General features: G+C 33.2%; 12 protein-coding genes. 8 read left to right on the plus strand and 4 right to left on the minus strand.

What is annotated here, in order from left to right:
* Window positions 1–33 precede the first annotated feature (33 nt).
* Genes ATO12_RS10290 through ATO12_RS10300 form a run of 3 tightly spaced genes read left to right on the plus strand, consistent with a single transcriptional unit; the run spans window position 34 to window position 6,298 of the window.
* Entirely contained in the window at window positions 34–3,342 is a 3,309-nt protein-coding gene (locus ATO12_RS10290) for an amidohydrolase family protein (RefSeq protein ID WP_034241647.1), read from the plus strand.
* A 57-nt stretch (window positions 3,343–3,399) separates the two neighbouring features.
* The gene (locus tag ATO12_RS10295) at window positions 3,400–4,776 is read left to right on the plus strand and encodes an amidohydrolase family protein (RefSeq protein WP_034241649.1); all 1,377 of its coding nucleotides are present in this window, start codon (window positions 3,400–3,402) and stop codon (window positions 4,774–4,776) included.
* 25 nt (window positions 4,777–4,801) lie between these two features.
* Complete coding sequence (locus ATO12_RS10300; RefSeq protein WP_034241651.1) at window positions 4,802–6,298, plus strand: S10 family peptidase; 1,497 nt, start codon at window positions 4,802–4,804, stop codon at window positions 6,296–6,298.
* 124 nt (window positions 6,299–6,422) lie between these two features.
* Here ATO12_RS10300 and ATO12_RS25800 read toward each other — a convergent pair whose 3' ends face one another.
* A complete protein-coding gene (locus ATO12_RS25800) occupies window positions 6,423–6,617 on the minus strand; it encodes a hypothetical protein (RefSeq protein ID WP_131248807.1) in 195 nt (64 codons plus the stop codon).
* A gap of 397 nt (window positions 6,618–7,014) precedes the next feature.
* Here ATO12_RS25800 and ATO12_RS25670 point away from each other — a divergent pair, with 397 nt between their 5' ends.
* The 5 genes from ATO12_RS25670 (at window position 7,015) to ATO12_RS10320 (ending at window position 13,444) form a co-directional block, all read left to right on the plus strand.
* Window positions 7,015–7,188: a hypothetical protein gene (locus tag ATO12_RS25670; protein ID WP_205625235.1), complete on the plus strand. Its 174-nt coding sequence runs from the start codon at window positions 7,015–7,017 to the stop codon at window positions 7,186–7,188.
* Between the two features lie 3 nt (window positions 7,189–7,191).
* Window positions 7,192–8,202 (plus strand): pirin family protein, encoded by a 1,011-nt coding sequence (locus ATO12_RS10305; RefSeq protein ID WP_034241653.1) that lies wholly within the window; start codon window positions 7,192–7,194, stop codon window positions 8,200–8,202.
* A gap of 151 nt (window positions 8,203–8,353) precedes the next feature.
* A complete protein-coding gene (locus ATO12_RS10310; RefSeq protein ID WP_051575732.1) occupies window positions 8,354–10,372 on the plus strand; it encodes a response regulator in 2,019 nt (672 codons plus the stop codon).
* A gap of 161 nt (window positions 10,373–10,533) precedes the next feature.
* A complete protein-coding gene (locus ATO12_RS24785; protein WP_051575733.1) occupies window positions 10,534–12,612 on the plus strand; it encodes a response regulator in 2,079 nt (692 codons plus the stop codon).
* A 7-nt stretch (window positions 12,613–12,619) separates the two neighbouring features.
* Window positions 12,620–13,444, plus strand: a complete 825-nt coding sequence (locus ATO12_RS10320; protein ID WP_051575734.1) for a DUF1853 family protein — start codon at window positions 12,620–12,622, stop codon at window positions 13,442–13,444.
* Between the two features lie 21 nt (window positions 13,445–13,465).
* On the opposite strand, the gene ATO12_RS10325 is transcribed toward ATO12_RS10320, so the two are convergent.
* The 3 genes from ATO12_RS10325 to ATO12_RS10335 form a co-directional block, all read right to left on the minus strand.
* Window positions 13,466–16,120 (minus strand): T9SS type A sorting domain-containing protein, encoded by a 2,655-nt coding sequence (locus ATO12_RS10325; RefSeq protein WP_034241655.1) that lies wholly within the window; start codon window positions 16,118–16,120, stop codon window positions 13,466–13,468.
* A 232-nt stretch (window positions 16,121–16,352) separates the two neighbouring features.
* Complete coding sequence (locus ATO12_RS10330) at window positions 16,353–17,816, minus strand: sigma 54-interacting transcriptional regulator (protein ID WP_034241657.1); 1,464 nt, start codon at window positions 17,814–17,816, stop codon at window positions 16,353–16,355.
* A gap of 45 nt (window positions 17,817–17,861) precedes the next feature.
* The gene (locus tag ATO12_RS10335) at window positions 17,862–18,992 is read right to left on the minus strand and encodes a vWA domain-containing protein (protein WP_034241659.1); all 1,131 of its coding nucleotides are present in this window, start codon (window positions 18,990–18,992) and stop codon (window positions 17,862–17,864) included.
* Between the last annotated feature and the right edge of the window lie 70 nt (window positions 18,993–19,062).

Genomic DNA, 19,062 nt, shown 5'->3' on the forward strand with positions numbered 1-19,062 from the left:
ATCCTTATTTTCGGATCATATAAATCACTCATCATGCACAAACATATTGTCACCACTCTGATTATCGGGGTATTTTTAATCTTCAATACTCAAGCTCAAAAAGACAAAAAAAACAAAAAAGAAGATGAAAAATGGGATGTTTCTAATCCTAAAGGAGAGTTTAATTATAAAGATCATACGTTTACCACAGATCAGGGTACCTGGATGAATCTGGATGTTAGCCCCGATGGTAATACTATTGTGTTTGACCTTTTGGGGGATATCTATAGTATGCCTGTTTCTGGCGGAAAAGCAAAAGTATTACGTACAGGAATTCCTTTTGAAATACAACCACGTTTTAGTCCAGATGGTAAAAAAATCTCTTTTACCAGTGATGCTGGTGGTGGTGATAATATTTGGGTAATGAATAGTGATGGTAGTGATCCTAAACAAATTACTAAAGAAAAATTTAGATTACTAAACAATGCTACCTGGATGCCAGATGGTAATTATCTGGTAGCAAGAAAACACTTTACCTCTCAGCGTTCGCTAGGTGCAGGTGAAATGTGGCAGTATCATATCACCGGAGGTTCTGGTTTGCAATTAACCAAGAGAAAAAATGACCAACAGGATGTTAATGAACCTCATATTTCTCCCGATGGTAAATATATGTACTATGCAGAGGATATGTATCCTGGAGGTTTTTTTCAGTATAATAAAGACCCTAACAAACAGATTTATGCCATTAAAAGATATGAATTTGAAACCGGAAAAACGATTACTGTTACTGGTGGACCAGGAGGTGCAGCACGACCACAAGTATCCCGAGATGGTAAAAAACTGGCTTTTGTAAAAAGAGTTCGTACCAAAACGGTATTGTATATTCATAATCTCGAAACCGGTGAAGAATGGCCAATCTATGATAAGCTGAACAAAGATCAGCAAGAAGCCTGGGCGATTTTTGGGATATATCCTAATTTTAACTGGATGCCTAACAACAAAGAAATTATATTCTGGGCCGGTGGAAAAATCAATAAAATTGATATAGAGAATCAGCAAGTAACTAATATTCCGTTCACAGTAGATGCTACTATTAAAATTGCCGAAACTTTGCATTTTAATGCTCCTGTTTCTCCCGAGAAATTTACCTCCAAAGTAATTCGTAACGTGGTTACTTCTCCAGATGGCAATACTATAGTATTTAGTGCTCTTGGGCATTTATGGAGTAAAAACTTACCCAAAGGAAAACCCCAACGCCTTACTACCCAGTCTTCTGATTTTGAGTTTGAACCTAGCTTCTCTAAAGATGGTCAACATATCGTGTATGTCACCTGGAATGATGAAAACCTGGGAGCAATACATAAAATCCCTGCTTCGGGGGGTACTTCTACCAAGTTAACCACAAAAAAAGGAATTTATAGAACTCCGGTATTTAATGCAACAAATAACTTAATCGCTTTCAGAAAAGAAGATGGAAATAGTGATCAAGGCTTAAGCTTCACTAAAAATACTGGTATTTATACCATGTCATCTTCTGGTAATAATGCTAAGTTAATAACAGAAGAAGGTGAATACCCTATGTTTTCTATGGATGGAAAGCGTATCTTTTATCAAACCGGCGGAACATATTTTGGAAATCTTACTAAAGAATTAAAATCTGTTGATCTTAATGGAAAGGATAAAAAGACACATATAAAATCTAAATACGCCAACCGGTTAGTACCTAGTCCTGATAACAAATGGATTGCTTTTACCAATCTACATAAAGCATTTATTGCTCCACTGGTGCTCAATGGTAAAGAAATAGACCTGGATAACAACTCTAAAGCTGTACCAGTATCTCAAGTCTCTAAAGATGCAGGAATCAACCTTCATTGGTCCAGAGATAGTAAAAAAATAATATGGACTCTTGGAGATGAGTATTTCTCTAACGAGGTTAAAGATCGCTTTACATTTTTACCAAATTCTCCAGAAAAAGTAGGAGAAATAACCGCAACAGGGATAAAAATCGGTTTAGAAGTAAAAACAGATGTCCCAAAAGGTAGAATTGCATTTACCAATGCCAGAATAATCACGATGGAAGGTGATCAGGTAATCGAAGACGGAACTATCATTATTAAAGGCAACCGTATTGAAAAAATTGGAACTGCTTCTGAAGTAGCTGTACCTAGTGATGCAATGGTGTATGATACAAAAGGTAAGACAATCATGCCGGGTATTGTAGATGCACATGCACATGTAGGAGGATTTAGATATGGATTAACTACTCAAAAACATTGGCAATTATATGCCAATCTGGCTTTTGGAGTAACCACATCTCATGATCCCTCTGCCAATACAGAATCGATTTTTACTATGGTCGAAATGATTAAAAGTGGAGAAATGGTGGGACCTCGCCTCTACTCTACAGGAATTATCCTATACGGAGCAGATGGAGATTTTAAAGCAGTAATCAACAAACTGGAAGATGCACGGTCTTCTATAAGAAGAACCAAAGCATTTGGTGCTAAATCTGTGAAGAGTTACAATCAACCTCGTAGAGATCAGCGTCAGCAAGTTATACAAGCGGCAAGAGAACTTCAAATCAATGTAGTGCCCGAAGGAGGATCTACTTTTTATCATAATATGAGTATGATTATGGATGGCCATACAGGAGTTGAACATAATATTCCTGTTGCTCCGGTTTATAAAGATGTAAATGAACTTTGGAAAACCAGTAACACAGGATATACGCCTACCTTAATTGTAAATTATGGTGGGATGAATGGTGAGTACTATTTCTACCAGAAAGATAAAGTTTGGGAAAATGAAAAACTGCTTAAATATACTCCTAGAGCTATTATCGATGCTCGCGCAAGACATAGAACCATGGTTCCTGATGAAGAATATGAGAATGGACATATCCTGGTTTCAAAGACATGTAAAGCCCTAACCGATGCAGGTGTTAAAGTAAACCTGGGAGCGCATGGGCAGTTACAAGGTCTTGGAGCGCATTGGGAGTTATGGTTACTTCAACAAGGAGGAATGACTAATATGGAAGCTTTAAGAGCAGCAACCCTAAATGGAGCAGAATATATCGGTGCAGGAAATGATATTGGTTCACTAAAAGAAGGAAAACTAGCCGATCTTATCGTTCTTGATAAAAATCCTTTAGAAAATATCAGAAATACAGAAACTGTAAAATATACTATGGTAAACGGACGCTTATACGATACCGATACCATGAATGAGATTGGTAATACAACCAAAACGCGAACTAAATTCTGGTGGGAGAATGCTAATTATAGTCAAGCTTTCCCTTGGCACGAAGAAGCACAAAGCTTTATGAAACCAGGATGTGGATGTCACTTAGGGCATAATTAGATTTATAGCTCTTGCAAGGACTAAAAAGATCAACAGTTAAATTTTAAAATTCTGGTAATGAGAACATATCTTTTCATACTGCTTACAGCACTGGTAACTTCTTGTGCTCAACCTCAAAAACAAGTGAGTAAAACTGCTATCCTCATTACAGATGCTACGATTATAAATGTAAACAATGGTACTGCCATAGAAAAACAACAAATTGTAATCGATTCTGGAAAAATAAAAAAGATCGCTAGTGATATAGAAAATCCAGAAGGGTATACTACAATGATCAACGCCCAGGGAAAATACATCATCCCGGGATTAGCAGAAATGCATGCACATATCCCACAACCTTCGACATCAAAAGAACGAATCGAAGAAGTTTTGTTTTTATACCTTTCTAATGGGATAACAACAATACGAGGTATGCTTGGTCATCCTTATCACTTAAAATTAAGACAACGTGCAGAAACAGGTGATATCCTGAGTCCTAGAATTTTTACCTCTAGCCCATCTCTTAACGGAAATTCTATAAAGACAAAAGAAGAAGCTATTGCCAAAATAACAGCGTATCAGAAAGAAGGATATGACTTCTTAAAAATTCATCCGGGTATCACCCTAGAAGTATTCGATCAATTGGTAAAAACCGCCAACGAAGTGGGTATCCCCTTTTCTGGGCATGTTCCTGTTGATGTTGGCATACGACATGCTATACAAAGTAAATATACTTCTATTGATCATATTGATGGTTTTTTAGAAGGATTGGTTCCTGAATCTGAAAATGTAAACCCGGGAGATAACGGCTTCTTTGGATACAATTTCACCCCTCTGGTAGATGAGTCCATAATTGATGAATTAGTACAACTTGCAAAAGACAATAATATCTGGATCGTTCCTACTCAAAGTTTATTCGAAAGGTGGTTTGCTCCCATCACGGCAGATGAGTTACTGAAGGACCCCGAAATGAAGTATATGCCCGCTTCTACATTACTAAATTGGAAACAACGAAAAAGTCAGTATACCGAAGAGAATCCTAATTTTAATAAAGAACAATGGCAGCAATTTAATACGATAAGAAGAACATTATTAAAAAAGTTACATGATAACGGACATCAAATATTATTAGGTTCTGATGCTCCACAATTATTTAATGTTCCTGGATTTTCAATTCATCACGAAATCGACGGAATGATAGCGGCTGGATTAACACCACTGGATGTACTGCAATCAGCAACAATAAATCCTGCCTTGTTTTTTGGCAAGGAAAATACATTTGGGCAAATCAAAGAAGGATTAGATGCCGATATTGTTATTCTAGATGCAAACCCACTAGAAGACATCAAAGCTTTAGCGCAGGTTTCTGGTGTAATGATAAGAGGGAATTGGCTTTCTAAAGAAACCATAGATCAAAAATTAAAAGAAATTGCTCAGAATGCCCAGAAAAACTAACAATACTAATTAGCACACCATAAAAATGAAACACATATTTTCTTTATTCATTACAGTGTTTGTTATTTCGCTTTACGCGGAAGCACAAAATGTTAAAGTTCCTATTGACACCACTATAGTAACTAATCATACAACGACGATAAAAGGAAAAGCTATTACATACAAAGCAACAGTGGGGTTTCAACCCGTTTGGGATGAAACAGGAGTACCTATAGCTTCTTTATGTTATACGTATTACAAAAGATCCGATATCAAAAATGATGAAAATCGACCTTTACTCATTTCATTTAATGGTGGTCCGGGATCAGCTTCGGTTTGGATGCATATTGCCTACACAGGGCCTCGTATTCTTAAGATCGATAATGAAGGGTTTCCTGTACAACCTTATGGAATTAAAGCTAACCCTAATTCGGTGCTGGATGTAGCAGATATTGTTTTTGTAAATCCTGTAAACACCGGGTATTCTAGAATGATCCCAGGAAAAGACGGAAAAATGCCTGATAAAAAGCTGTTCTTTGGGGTAAAAGCAGATGTAAAATACCTGGCTGATTGGATCAATACGTTTGTTACTCGAAACAATCGTTGGCGATCTCCAAAATATCTTATTGGAGAAAGTTATGGAACCACACGAGTTTCTGGTCTGGCGCTTGAGCTTCAAAATCGCCAATGGATGTATCTTAATGGAGTAATATTAGTCTCTCCTACCGAAATAGGTTTTAAATTTGATGGCCCGGTAGAAGTAGCAAATCGATTACCCTATTTTGCTGCCGCGGCATGGTACCACAAGATGTTGCCTCCAGAGCTTCAGAGCAAAGATTTACTCGAAGTACTTCCAGAAGTAGAAAAGTATACGATTAATCAATTGCTTCCGGCTATTGTAAAAAGTGGATATCTGGACGCTGCCAAAAAAGAAGAGGTTATCAACAAGATGGCGTACTACTCTGGTCTTTCTAAGAAAACCATACGACAACATAATCTCGAAGTACCAAAATCATATTTCTGGAAAGATCTTTTACGAGATAAAGAAGGATATACAATTGGCCGATTAGATTCTCGCTATAAAGGAATGGATATAAAAGATGCTGGGGATAATCCTGATTATAATAGTGAGTTAACTTCCTGGCTTCATTCTTTTACACCCGCTATTAACTATTATTACAGTCAGGAATTAAAATTTAAAACCGATTTAAAATATAATATGTTTGGTCCCGTTAGACCCTGGGATAGAACCAAAGGTAATAATACCGGTGAAAACCTAAGAAGAGCTATGGCCATGAATGCCAACCTTCATACGATGATCCAATCGGGGTATTATGATGGTGCTACTACCTATTTTAATGCTAAATATGTGATGTGGCAACTCAATGCAAATGGGAAACTTAAAAATCGCCTAAGTTTTAAAGGATATCGCAGTGGTCATATGATGTACCTTCGTAATGAAGACCTGATTAAAGCGAACGATGATATTAGAGCATTTATTACCAAATCATCTGTTAATATAAATAAAGGATCAAAATATTAAGCTTATGGCTGCAATCCAATTGAATTATTATTAAAGATTACTAATTTTCTCCTTAAACTAAGAAGTTCGAAACAAAAAAGAGGGTATATGGTTTTTCATACACCCTCTATTTGTTTTATACTATTTAGAATAGAATACACCCTCCTCGTCTATCACAACGGCCGGGGATACATAAACTTTGATTATTATCCATAGTACAACCATCTCCACTTGAGCAACATTTAATAGTTGGTGGTAACGATGGCCCCGAACCTTTAATATGTAACTGTTGATTTTTACTTAATTTTCGAACTCCTGCTAAGTTTAAAATGTTTTTCATTGTATAAAATATTTAATAATTAATAAATCGAATATTGGTTTTCACTCTAATTTTTGTAACTCGAACTATAAGTTTTGTCTCAAAGTATCTTCAGTTAAGTTTATAGATAAATCCATTTATGGTATAGTTGAAAAATGTTTTTCTTCTATTTCAGGTAATCTTCTAAGTAAATTTTATAACATAGATAGTATTCTAAAGATCATTGTTGTCATTAGATTTGCATCTACTTATAATATCAATTATTTAGATCAAACATATCTAGTATAGACTTCAACTACTACCCTGTTTTCAGTGAAACAAAAAAATCAAAAAAAATTACTATTAAACAGTATCTTTAAAGTAAAGAATTACTAGTCAAAAAAATTATGGTGCCAGAACTTATTCCAATATTAATTATGTGATTTGGCAACTCAACGCAGATGGAAAACTTAAAAAGCGTCTAAGTTTTAAAGGGTATGATAGTGGTCACAGGATGTATCTTCGTAATGAAGATCTGATTAAAGCGACTGATGATATTAGAACATTTATTACCAAATCATCTATTAATATAAATAAAGGATCAAAATATTAAATTATGGCTGCAATTATTAAAATCAAACCGTTAGGCTTTCCCTGGGAAACCAGTGACCCATTTTTATTCTGTGCATATCATGAAGATCAATATCCAAAAGGAAACGGAGGGTTAGGTCCCGATGCGTCCTTAGAAGGACGTAATATTGGTCAGGATTTTACGCTTAAAGATGGATGGCGAATGTATCATGGAACCAAAATTCCTGGTTTTCCGGCACATCCGCATCGTGGTTTTGAAACCGTTACAATTGTCCAGAAAGGATTGGTGGATCACTCTGATTCACTTGGGGCTGCAGGACGTTTTGGTAACGGTGATGTACAATGGATGACAGCGGGCAAAGGTGTTCAGCATTCTGAAATGTTCCCTTTGTTACATACCGAAAAAGAAAATCCATTTTTGTTGTTTCAGATTTGGCTTAACCTTCCCAGGAATAAGAAAATGGTGGAACCACATTTTAAAATGTTATGGAGTGAAGAAGTTCCTAAAATAAAGAAGCAGGATAAGTTTGGACATAGTACCGAAATTACTTTAATTGCCGGAAAATTAGATGATATAACAGCTCCCTCTTCTGCCCCTGATTCCTGGGCAGCAGATCCAAATAATGAAGTAGCGATATGGACTATCAAAATGGATGCGAACGCAACATTTAGTTTTCCTATAGCCTCTACAGGTATAAACCGATCATTATATTTCTTTAAAGGAACCGAAGTTACCAGTGAAGGGTATACTATTCCTGTACAGCATGAAATTATTCTAAACGCGGATCAGGAATTTACACTAAAAAATGGTAATACCGAAGCGCATATATTACTATTACAAGGTAAGCCGATCAATGAACCTGTAGTAAAGCATGGGCCATTTGTTATGAACAGCCAGATAGAAATCAGGGAAGCTATACAAGAATATCAACAAACAGAATTTGGAGGTTGGCCCTGGGATAGTTATGATCATGTGCATTCCCCTTCTAAAGGTAGGTTTGCTTTATACCCTGATGGTACAGAAATAAAAAAGTAACATATCCTAATCTTAATAGTTGGGTAAATAATGCTTATCTTTAATTCTAACATATGTTAACAACATCATTATCATCACCTTAGAAGATTTGATTTAAATGTGTAATCGAAAAACATTTCTTTTACCCTTCCTGTTTTGTCTGTGTTCAGTTTTGTTTTTTTCTTGTTCGAAAGAAAAAATAATAACGAACGCTGAAGCGGATTGGTTAAAACAAAATGATTCTATTACAATAGCTTTATTTCCGTATTATCCTCCCTATCAATTTATAAATAACAATACTACTATTGAAGGTATTTTTATTGAATATTTTAACCTGATTGAAGATAAAATAGATCACAAGTTTAAAAGAAGGTATTATTCTAATTGGTCTCAACTGGTAAAAGATGCCAAAAGTAAAAAGATTGATATGATTCTGGAAGCTCAACAAACCTGGGATCGCAGTCAATATCTAAATTTTTATACCGAATTCTTTAACACTCCGTTTGTTCTTGTAGCCTCAAAAGATACTCCCGATGGACTCACTTTAAAAGATTTTAACACTAAAACCATAACGGTTCCTCTCGGATATTCTTCTGAAGAATATTTAAGAAAAAAGCACCCAGAAATTAAACTCAAAACCTATCTCAATGAAAGTATGGCATTACAAAAGGTGCAAACAGGAAAACACGATGCATATTTTGGTCCAAAAACTGTCGCTAATTTTTTAATAAAATCTAAAAACTTCGACAATCTTAAAATCATAGCCGAAACTAAATATTCTTACATCCCCAGTATTGCTGTAGCTAAAGACAATGCCATTTTAAATAAAATCATTCAAAAGACAACTAACAGTATTTCTGATAGCGAAAAACAAAATATTATAGAAAACTGGCTTTACATTAAAACAAAACCATTTTATAAAAACCCAAATTTTTTGATTCCTTTTGTCTTTTTTATATTACTGGGTTTACTTATTGTTTTAGGGATCAACTTTTATTTGGGTTACACCGTAAAACACAGAACTAAAGCGCTTAGAATAGCAAAAGATAATGCCGAAAAGGATAATCAATTAAAAACAGCATTTATTCATAATATATCTCATGAAATCCGAACACCCATGAATGGTATTATTGGGTTTTCGAGACTTCTTAAAGAATCTAGCACAACAGATAACCAAAAAGCAAAATACACCGAAATTATAGTTAACAGCAGTAAACAATTAATTGCTAGTATGGATAACGTACTCGAAATTTCGAAACTACAAACTAAACAGGTCATTCTTACTCAAGAAGAAACCGATCTATACGAAGTTTTTGATATTGTTTTTTCAACTTTCGAAATAATAGCAAAGAAAAAAGGGATCTCGCTTATACTTAATAATAATCTGCTAGAGGATCAACGTTATGTGCGTATTGACAAATCTAAGCTTATTAAAATTATAACTAGTCTAGTTAAAAATGCAGTTAAATATACTCAAAGAGGAGCAGTACTTATTTCTGTTATGTTACAATCAGATTTTTTAGTCATTAATGTACGGGACTCTGGAATTGGAATTGATCCTAAGAATCAACAGCTTATATTTAAAAGTTTTTCTCAATCAGAAAATCAAATTTCAAGAAAATATGGAGGATTAGGACTGGGACTTACAATAGCCAAAGAGTATACTAACCTAATGAAGGGTGAGTTATCTTTTTCCTCTATTCCTGACAAAGGATCCACATTTCGAGTCGAGTTACCCTATCATCCTATTACTATTGCTAATCCTCTTAATACAATATCACCTACATTATCCAAAGACACAAAAACCAGACAACATACTATCCTTATTGCAGAAGATGGTGACGTTAATTTTTTGGTTCTTAAAACAATTTTACTAAAAATAGAAAATTATCACTTTACTATTCATCGTGCCAAAAATGGAAAAGAAGCGGTAACATTTTGTAAAGAAAACAATGCTATTAACCTGGTCTTTATGGATATGAAAATGCCCGAAATGGATGGGTATGATGCTACAAAACTGATAAAAAAATTACACCCAGAGCTTCCTGTGATTGCACAAACAGCCTATGCTAACAAAGAAGATATACTTAACGTTTTTGCTGCTGGATGCGATGATTTTATAGCAAAACCTGTTGATCCCGAAATTTTAAAAAAAGTTATTCATAAATATTTATCTGTATATTCTTTCTAAAAGAAATACAATGCCTTAGAGTATAAAAATTTATGATTTTCGAATCTATATTAATTCACTTTGTTCTACAAATAAGCTTAGTGTTTCTTGAAAGTGTTACTATTAAATAGTATCTTTATTAATAAGGAGCAAAAAAAGTAAGGGATAACTAGTAAAAAGCTATGGCAAAAAAATTACTATATATTTTCTGTTCCTTTAGTATATGGATAGGATTTTTTTCTTGTTCTAAATCTACAGTCCTAAGTGACAAAGAAAAAGATTGGCTACAAAACAATGATAGTATTTCTGTCGGGCTTTTTCCATATTATGCCCCATATCAATTCATTAATGAAAATGAAGAAATAGATGGTATCTTAATCGATTACCTCTCGCTTATCGAAAAGAAAATAGATCGCAAATTTCAGCGAAAACTGTATACAAATTGGGAACAACTTCTAAATGATGCAAAAAATAATAAAGTTGAAATTGTTTTAGAAATCCAACAAACCAATAAAAGAGATGCTTACTTTAATTTCTACTCACAACTCTTTGAGTCTAGTCATACTATTGTAACTCAAAAAGGTGTTGATTATGGTACACATCTAACAGATTATAACGACAAAATAATTACAGTTCCTAAAGATTATGCGATATATGAAATTCTAAAAGAATATGAAAAAGATCTCAACATTTCTACAGAAATAGATGATTTAAGTTGTTTAAAAAAAGTTAGTTCCGGAAAATATCATGCCTATATTGGGCCAAAGGCAGTAGCTAATTATCTTATAAAAACCGAAAATCTAGATAACCTTAAAATTGTTTCAGAAACTCAATATACATATGCTCCAAGCCTTGCTGTTCAAAAAAGTAATGTTATGCTTAGTAATATTATTGCTAAGACTACCAATAATATTACTGATCACGAAAAGGAAATTATTTTTGACAATTGGCTATATAATGCTGTCGTTCCTTTTTATAAAAAAGCAAGTTTCTGGATTACACTTACCGGGATTATTCTGTTATCGTTAGTTGTTATTCTTCTTCTTAACCGATATCTTAAATATTTAATCAAACAAAAAACAAAAGAATTAAAAATTGCTAAAGAACGAGCCGAAGAGAGTAATAAATTAAAAACTGCATTCATTCATAATATTTCGCATGAAGTACGTACACCTATGAACGGTATTATTGGTTTTTCTGAATTACTTAATGATCCACAAATTACATCGGATCAACAAAAAGAATATTCAAAAATTATTATAAAAAGCAGCAATCAATTAATAAACATTATCGATGATATCATCGAAATTTCAAAATTAGAGACAAATCAGGTCGAAGTTCGTTTTGAAGAAATAAATATTAACGATACGTTACAAAAGTTATTTTCCGATTTTCAGAGTAAAGCGATTAGCAAAAATATTGCAATATACCTCAATAATAAATTAACCGATGATCAGGGGATCATACTTATGGATAAGTTAAAAATCCATAAGATTCTGCAAAACCTTATTGATAATGCAATTAAATTTACAACCAAAGGTATGATAGAGATTTCTTGTGAAATTGAAAATAGTTCTTTGGTGATTACGATTATAGATACGGGAATAGGTATTAAACCAGAAGATCAGGAACTAATATTTAGAAACTTCTCACAATCTGAAAAAGAAGTTACAAAAAGCTATGATGGTCTTGGATTAGGTTTATCAATTGCCCAGAAAAATGCCAAGTTAATCGGAGGCAATGTTACTTTTGTGTCAATGGTAAATAAAGGTTCAATATTTACATTAACAGTACCATACAACCCCATTGTTAATCCTGTCGTATCTGATATTTCTTCGGATAAAGAAGAGGCTCCTGATATTCCTATAAAACAAGTTATTTTAATTGTAGAAGACGGGGATGTAAATTTTTTATTTCTTAAAACGATATTACTTAAGATGAAAGGATATAAATTTGTAATTCATCGTGCAGAAAATGGAAAGCAAGCGGTAGAGATTTGCAAAAAAAACGAACATATCGATTTAATTCTCATGGATATAAGAATGCCCGTAATGGATGGTTATACAGCTACAAGAAAAATAAAGAAAATGAGACCCGGATTACCTATTGTAGCACAAACAGCATACTCTACAGAAGAAGATATTCAAAAAGCATTAGATGCAGGATGCGATGATTTTGTTTCTAAACCCGTAGATAGAAAAATACTAAAACCTATCATTAACAAATACTTTTCAGTTTTTTCAAAATCAAAATTCACCTAAAACCTAAATGTCAATCAAAACTGAATATTTAGGGTTTTTAAATAGTAAACCCTTATGGACTAACAAAACTCTTTTGGGATTATTTCCTTTTGATATTGAAAAAGTATTAGAAAACGATGTTTTACCAGATGTAACAGAAATTAATATTCGGGATAATGAAGTATTAGGTAAGCGTATAGAGTTTTTTTTTGAATACTGCATTACCAATACTGATCGGTATGAGATTATAGCAAAGAATATTCAGGTATACCAGGATAAAATTACCATCGGAGAATTAGATTTTCTAGTACAGGATCATAGCGGCAATAAGACTCTACATATTGAAGTTGTATATAAATTTTATCTGTATGACCCATTACTTGAAGGTGAGCTTCAGCAATGGATTGGTCCTAATCGCAAAGATACTTTACTTCAAAAAATAGAAAAACTGAAAACCAAGCAATTGCCATTACTCTACAGAGAAGAAACCTTATCTATTCTTGAGAACTTGCATATAGATCCAAAAAGCATTCATCAATGTGTATGCTATATGGCAAATCTTTTTGTTCCTCTATCTATGAAAAAAGAATTATTTCCAATTGTAAATAATCAATCTATTATAGGTTTTTGGATATCATTAAAAGATTTTACTTCAGAGCAATATGGTAGTTCTCTTTTTAATATTCCGAAGAAAAAAGATTGGGTTACCGATCCAAAATATGGTGATACCTGGTTTTCTTTTACTGTTATAAAAGAGCAGGTTCAGCTAGCATTATCGCAAAAAAAATCTCCATTACTTTGGATGAAAAGTAATGAAGATTCTTATAAACGTTTTTTTGTCGTTTGGTGGTGAGACGTAAACTAAATTAAAGCCCTATCTTTTGTAAAATATTTTAGTAATATTACTTTCTAAAGAATCCATATATTGTAATTTAATAATATATGCTCCTTTAGATAAATTAGATACATCTAGTAATTTTTGATTTTTATAGTCTACTATTTTTTCACCATATATATTATAAATAGTTATAACAAAATCCTTATCCAAAACATGGTTTTCTATTTGTAATTGATCTTTGGCAGGATTAGGGAATATTTTCACATTCAATGTTTTCTCCATGTTATTTTGAGTAGAAGACGATACGGTGGTATTTTGACAATATGCTGCCTCCTGATAAGGTGCAATCGAAATAGTTTTATATACTGGTTTCTTATAATAGTCTGTTATTTTAGAAGCTAACCATTGGTCATCATCTCCATTCGTACCAATAGGAGCTATCCCAGTGGTAGATCCTCCACCCCATAAAATTGTAAAGACATTCATATCTGCCAATTTTTGCATGTTAGATGTGCTCCAATCATATCCATTATCATTACTCAAATGTTCTCCAATATTTTTGGCTGCATAATGTGGTTGTGTTAACACTATCTTTTTTAAATCCGGATGTATCTTATTAAGATCTGTTCCTATCCTTTGATCTCCCAAAAAAAATGGAGCCGAAGCCGAAGAATGATTAGCAATATCAAAATTGATAATATTCTCATCTGCAGTTGGCATATGTCCTCCAGGGATTTGCCATAGCATTATAGGAGCATTTCCTATTCGTTCTGCTATTTCTTTGCAAAAGATCAAATATTTGTTCCAATGTTTTGCTGCCCATGCATAACTATCTATAGAAACAGGCCCAAAGCAATCTCTTTCATATCTATCAAAAGCTATAAAATCTGGTTTCCAATCTCCTGTGTATAGTTCTAAATCATTCATAAAATCTGCTACTTCTATAGCTTCACTTACGGGGTCATTATATTCATTTGCATTTTTATATACCCAACGAGCAGACCCTGCAGACCAAACATTTTGTTGGTATCCAAATGGGATTTTACATTCTCCCACATGATGAATCAAAAAGTTTATGGATTGAAAATAACCTTTTAAATTATCTGAAAAAGAAGGAAGGTTATCGATACTCAAATTTTCATCTTTAAAAGCTTTTTTAATGTCTTGATTTACATTAATCTTTATTGTTCTTATATTATGGTCGTTTCCGAAAACTACATCTTGTTGAATCGCTCCTATTAGATCTGGACTTATTACAAAAGCTCCAGGATTAGGGTGATCTGCATCTTCATAACTTAGCATTACTTTAATCTCTTGAATCAAATTTCTATAATGAAAATATAAATTTTGATTTTCGGTCATATCTTTTATAGCTTCTCCTGATCCGCCTCCACTAGCATTAGCAGTATAATGAACCATTACAGGAAGTATTTTCCCTTCTTGATTAGCTTCTAACCGTCGTGCTTGCTTAATTGTATTTATGGTAGCTGTCATATCAGGAATTTTACCTCTATCTCCAGCACCATCAATACCAGAGTACTTAAACAAAGCACTTAAAGGAGATTTTTTTAAACCTTCATCAATGTCAGAAGCGGCGCTAGTTATGGTACCATGTGACAGATATTTAGGAAAGCCTTTTACTGTAAATTCTTTTATGGGATAATTTACGAAGGAAACATTTAATTGGTTAGGTTTACCAATCGATATAGTTATATTATTATCATATCTTGGTACATATATAATATCTTTAATTGTATCGGTATAAGAAGAGATAGTTACAGAGTAACTTCCTTCCATAAACTTAGTTATCGTATTACTACCTTCTACAATTTTTTCGTTTTTAGTAACATCATTTATGTCTTTATTTTTTAAATCAATTGTTGTAGAAACTCCATTAGGAAGTCCATTTACATTAACAATTAGATTTTCTGTTTTTATAGTCGATTTAGTATACGGTACAGAAATTGCATTATTGGTATCTGACGGCAAAAAAGATAACGGTGATGTCTTAGAATACTTACTTTTATAAACGGTATTACCCGAAATAAAATCATTTGCCCATATTTGATATTGTTTATTAATTCTCAATAAACTAGTATTCGTAGTAGTAATGGTTTTGGTTACTTGAGTATCAAATTCATTATTTTTATAAGTAACCTCAACAACATTAGAATCATTACCCGTTACCGTAGTAGTTACGTTTACAAATAATGAAGGATCTCCATTTTCTGGATAGAATCGAACAGCATCTGCCAAACTCTCGTAAGACAATGTTACTGTTTTTAGATTAATCTTGGCTTTAAAGCTTTCGTTAGAAGATAATTTATAATCTACCCAAGATTCGTCTGAAAGTTCTATGTCAATAGTATTACGATATTGGTCTCCATTTGGAGAAGACTTCATACTTACAGTTTTTGGATAAGATATACTTCCGTTAGGAACAAAGTTTACCAAACCAGGTACTGCATCTGATAGAAATTGAATTTTAGAATTTTTAACACTGATATCATTTTGACCAGTGTTTTTCACTTCAATAACAAGGTATACATCTCCCCATGACTGTGGTGAAAAATCCATTTTTAATTGGTGTTCTGTTGTTTCTCCACTATAATTTCTGATAAACGTTTGTGAATAAACAAAAAAGTTAACCAGCAAAAACGTGGTGAGTAAAAATTTGAGTTTGTGTCTCATGATGTTAAGTTTTAAAAGTATAAACATTTATATATTATTTATGAATACTTAACAAGATATAAATAGGTAAGAATGATATAAAAAAAAATATCTAAATGGTATAAAACAACACATTATCAGGCTATTTCTACTCATAAAACAGAATTCCTTTAAAAAAAATAGCATTCTTTTTAGAATGCTATTTTTTATATATTATTATTTATCTGATTTCATTTTTTGAAATAATTTTAAACTATAATCCACTTATATAACTCCCGTAAAGATCATTAAAATGAAATCCTTCTGATAATCTATGTTTACTTAGTTTTTTAAATTCTACCAATCCCCACAATAAGAATTCCATCATAAAATAACTTTCTTCTGCACTCATTTCGGGATGATATTCGTTAATCAGATTTTTGAGAGGTGTAATAGCATCTAGTTTCTCTTTATATTCTTTATCTGATATATCATCTAGTAATTCGAATCCACTCTCTTCGAAAAACCAATTTATCAGGTTTTGATACGGGCTTTCATACCCCTCTTTTTCTAGTTTTTCGATTTTCGGAAAGTACTCGGGAAATAAAGTCTTAATCGCATCAGCAATTAAGGAATTTGCTACAGAGGCAGCTCCCTCCTGCTCTCCTTCATATACCAGTTCTACTTTACCGGTAATAGCAGGAATAACCCCTGTAAAATCACTTAATCGCAGTACCGTTTGATCATCACCAGATCGTAATGCTCTGTATTCTGCCATACTTAACAAGTTTTCATAAGCAGTAATACTCATTCTGGCACTTATACCGCTTTTATGATCAATAAACTCACTTTCTCTAGCCTGAAAACTAATCTGTTCTAACAAATCCTTTGCAATCTCTGGTACATAAACCAAATCAGACTGTCTCGAATCTAATTTAGCTTCTTGCTGGGTAATCGTTTTTGCTATTTCTACAGTTTTGGGATAGTGAGTAAGAATCTGTGAGCCTATTCTATCTTTCAAAGGGGTTACAATGCTTCCTCGATTTGTATAGTCTTCTGGATTTGCTGTAAACACAAATTGTATATCCAATGGTAATCGAAGTTTAAACCCTCTAATCTGGATATCCCCTTCTTGTAAAATATTAAATAATGCTACTTGTATACGAGCTTGTAAATCTGGCAATTCATTAATAACAAAAATACTTCGGTTTGCTCTGGGGATCATCCCAAAATGTATCACACGATCATCTGCATAGCTTAATTTTAGATTTGCAGCTTTAATTGGATCTACATCTCCTATGATATCTGCTACAGTAACATCTGGAGTTGCTAATTTTTCTGCAAACCGCTCTGATCTATGTAACCAACTAATGGGGGTATCATCACCTTTTTCTTCTATCAAGTTAGTGGCATACCTAGAAATAGGATGAAATGGATCATCACTAATTTCTGATCCTTCTACAACAGGAACCCATTCGTCTAAAAGATTAATCATTTGTCTTGCTAAACGGGTTTTTGCCTGACCCCGTAATCCTAATAAATTAATATTATGCCTAGAAAGAATTGCTCTTTCTAATTCGGGAATCACTGTATTTTCATAACCATGAATACCGGTAAAAGTATCTTCGTTATTACTAATCTTTGTTCTTAGATTATTTCTTAATTCATCTTTTATCGATATACTTTTATATCCAGATTTTTTTAATTCGCCTAATGTCTTTATATCTAAAATTTTCATCTTTTCTTTTTCGTACTTACAATTACTGCTATATTCAAAACGAGCTTATCCTCGTATCCTTTTTTTTCTATTCGTTTCGTAGTCTTCAAAAATCATTTCACCTAAACCATTAAGACCCGTATAAAATGCTTTTCCTTGATTTGCATACGTAAACTCTCTTACAAACTGCATTAAATAAGGATCTTGTGCAATCATAAAGGTAGTTATAGGGATATGTAATTTCCTGGCTTGTTGAGCCATCATATAACATTTACTTATGATATACCTGTCTAACCCATTACTATTTTTATAGTATTGTCCATCTGGCATTCTTAAACAACTAGGTTTACCATCTGTAATCATAAAAATCTGCTTATTTGTATTACGCTTTCTTCGCAACATATCCATAGCCAGCTGCAAACCTGCTACGGTATTCGTATGATATGGTCCTACCTGTAAGTAGGGTAAGTCTTTGATCGCAATTGGCCAAGCGTCATTACCAAAAACCAATATATCTAATGTATCTTTTGGGTATTTAGTAATAATAAGTTCTGCCAGTGCCATTGCAACTTTTTTGGCAGGAGTTATACGATCTTCACCATACAAAATCATACTGTGACTAATATCGATCATTAGCACTGTACTCATTTGTGCTTTAAACTGGGTTTCTTCGACTACAAGGTCGTCTTCGGTAAGATTTAAATCACCAATACCATGGTTAATTTGTGCATTTTTAAGACTTTCTGTTATTGATATTTGTTCTAATGAATCTCCATATTGATACTTACGAAACTCCCCAGAGTGTTCATCTCCTTTACCAATGTAACTTGTTCTGTGGTTACCTGCTCCGCTACGTTTTAGCTTTCCAAAAATTTGATCCAGAGCCCTTTTACGAATTGCCTGCTCGGTTTTGGCTGTGATAGACATCCCTCCCTTACCATCTGGTTGTATCTCTTCTCGAATGTATCCTTTCTTTTTTAAATCTTCTACAAAATCATCCAGCGTGTAATTTTCATCAGTAAGCTGATATTCTTTATCTAATTCTTTCATCCAATCTAAAGCCTCATCAAGGTCTCCTGAAGTATGGGTAATAACTTCCTGAAAAATATCAAAAAGCTTATCAAACATAGATTGTTCTGGTGCCTCAAAGATTTTGAATGCAAAGCCTTTTCTAAATACTTTTTTTTCTTTTTTCATTAGATAAAGTTAGTATAATTTATAAAAGATAGGAACATATTATCTATCGAAGAAATGAGAATTAACATTT

Origin of the sequence: Aquimarina atlantica (assembly GCF_000626715.1) — a bacterium.
Taxonomy (GTDB): Bacteria; Bacteroidota; Bacteroidia; order Flavobacteriales; family Flavobacteriaceae; genus Aquimarina; species Aquimarina atlantica.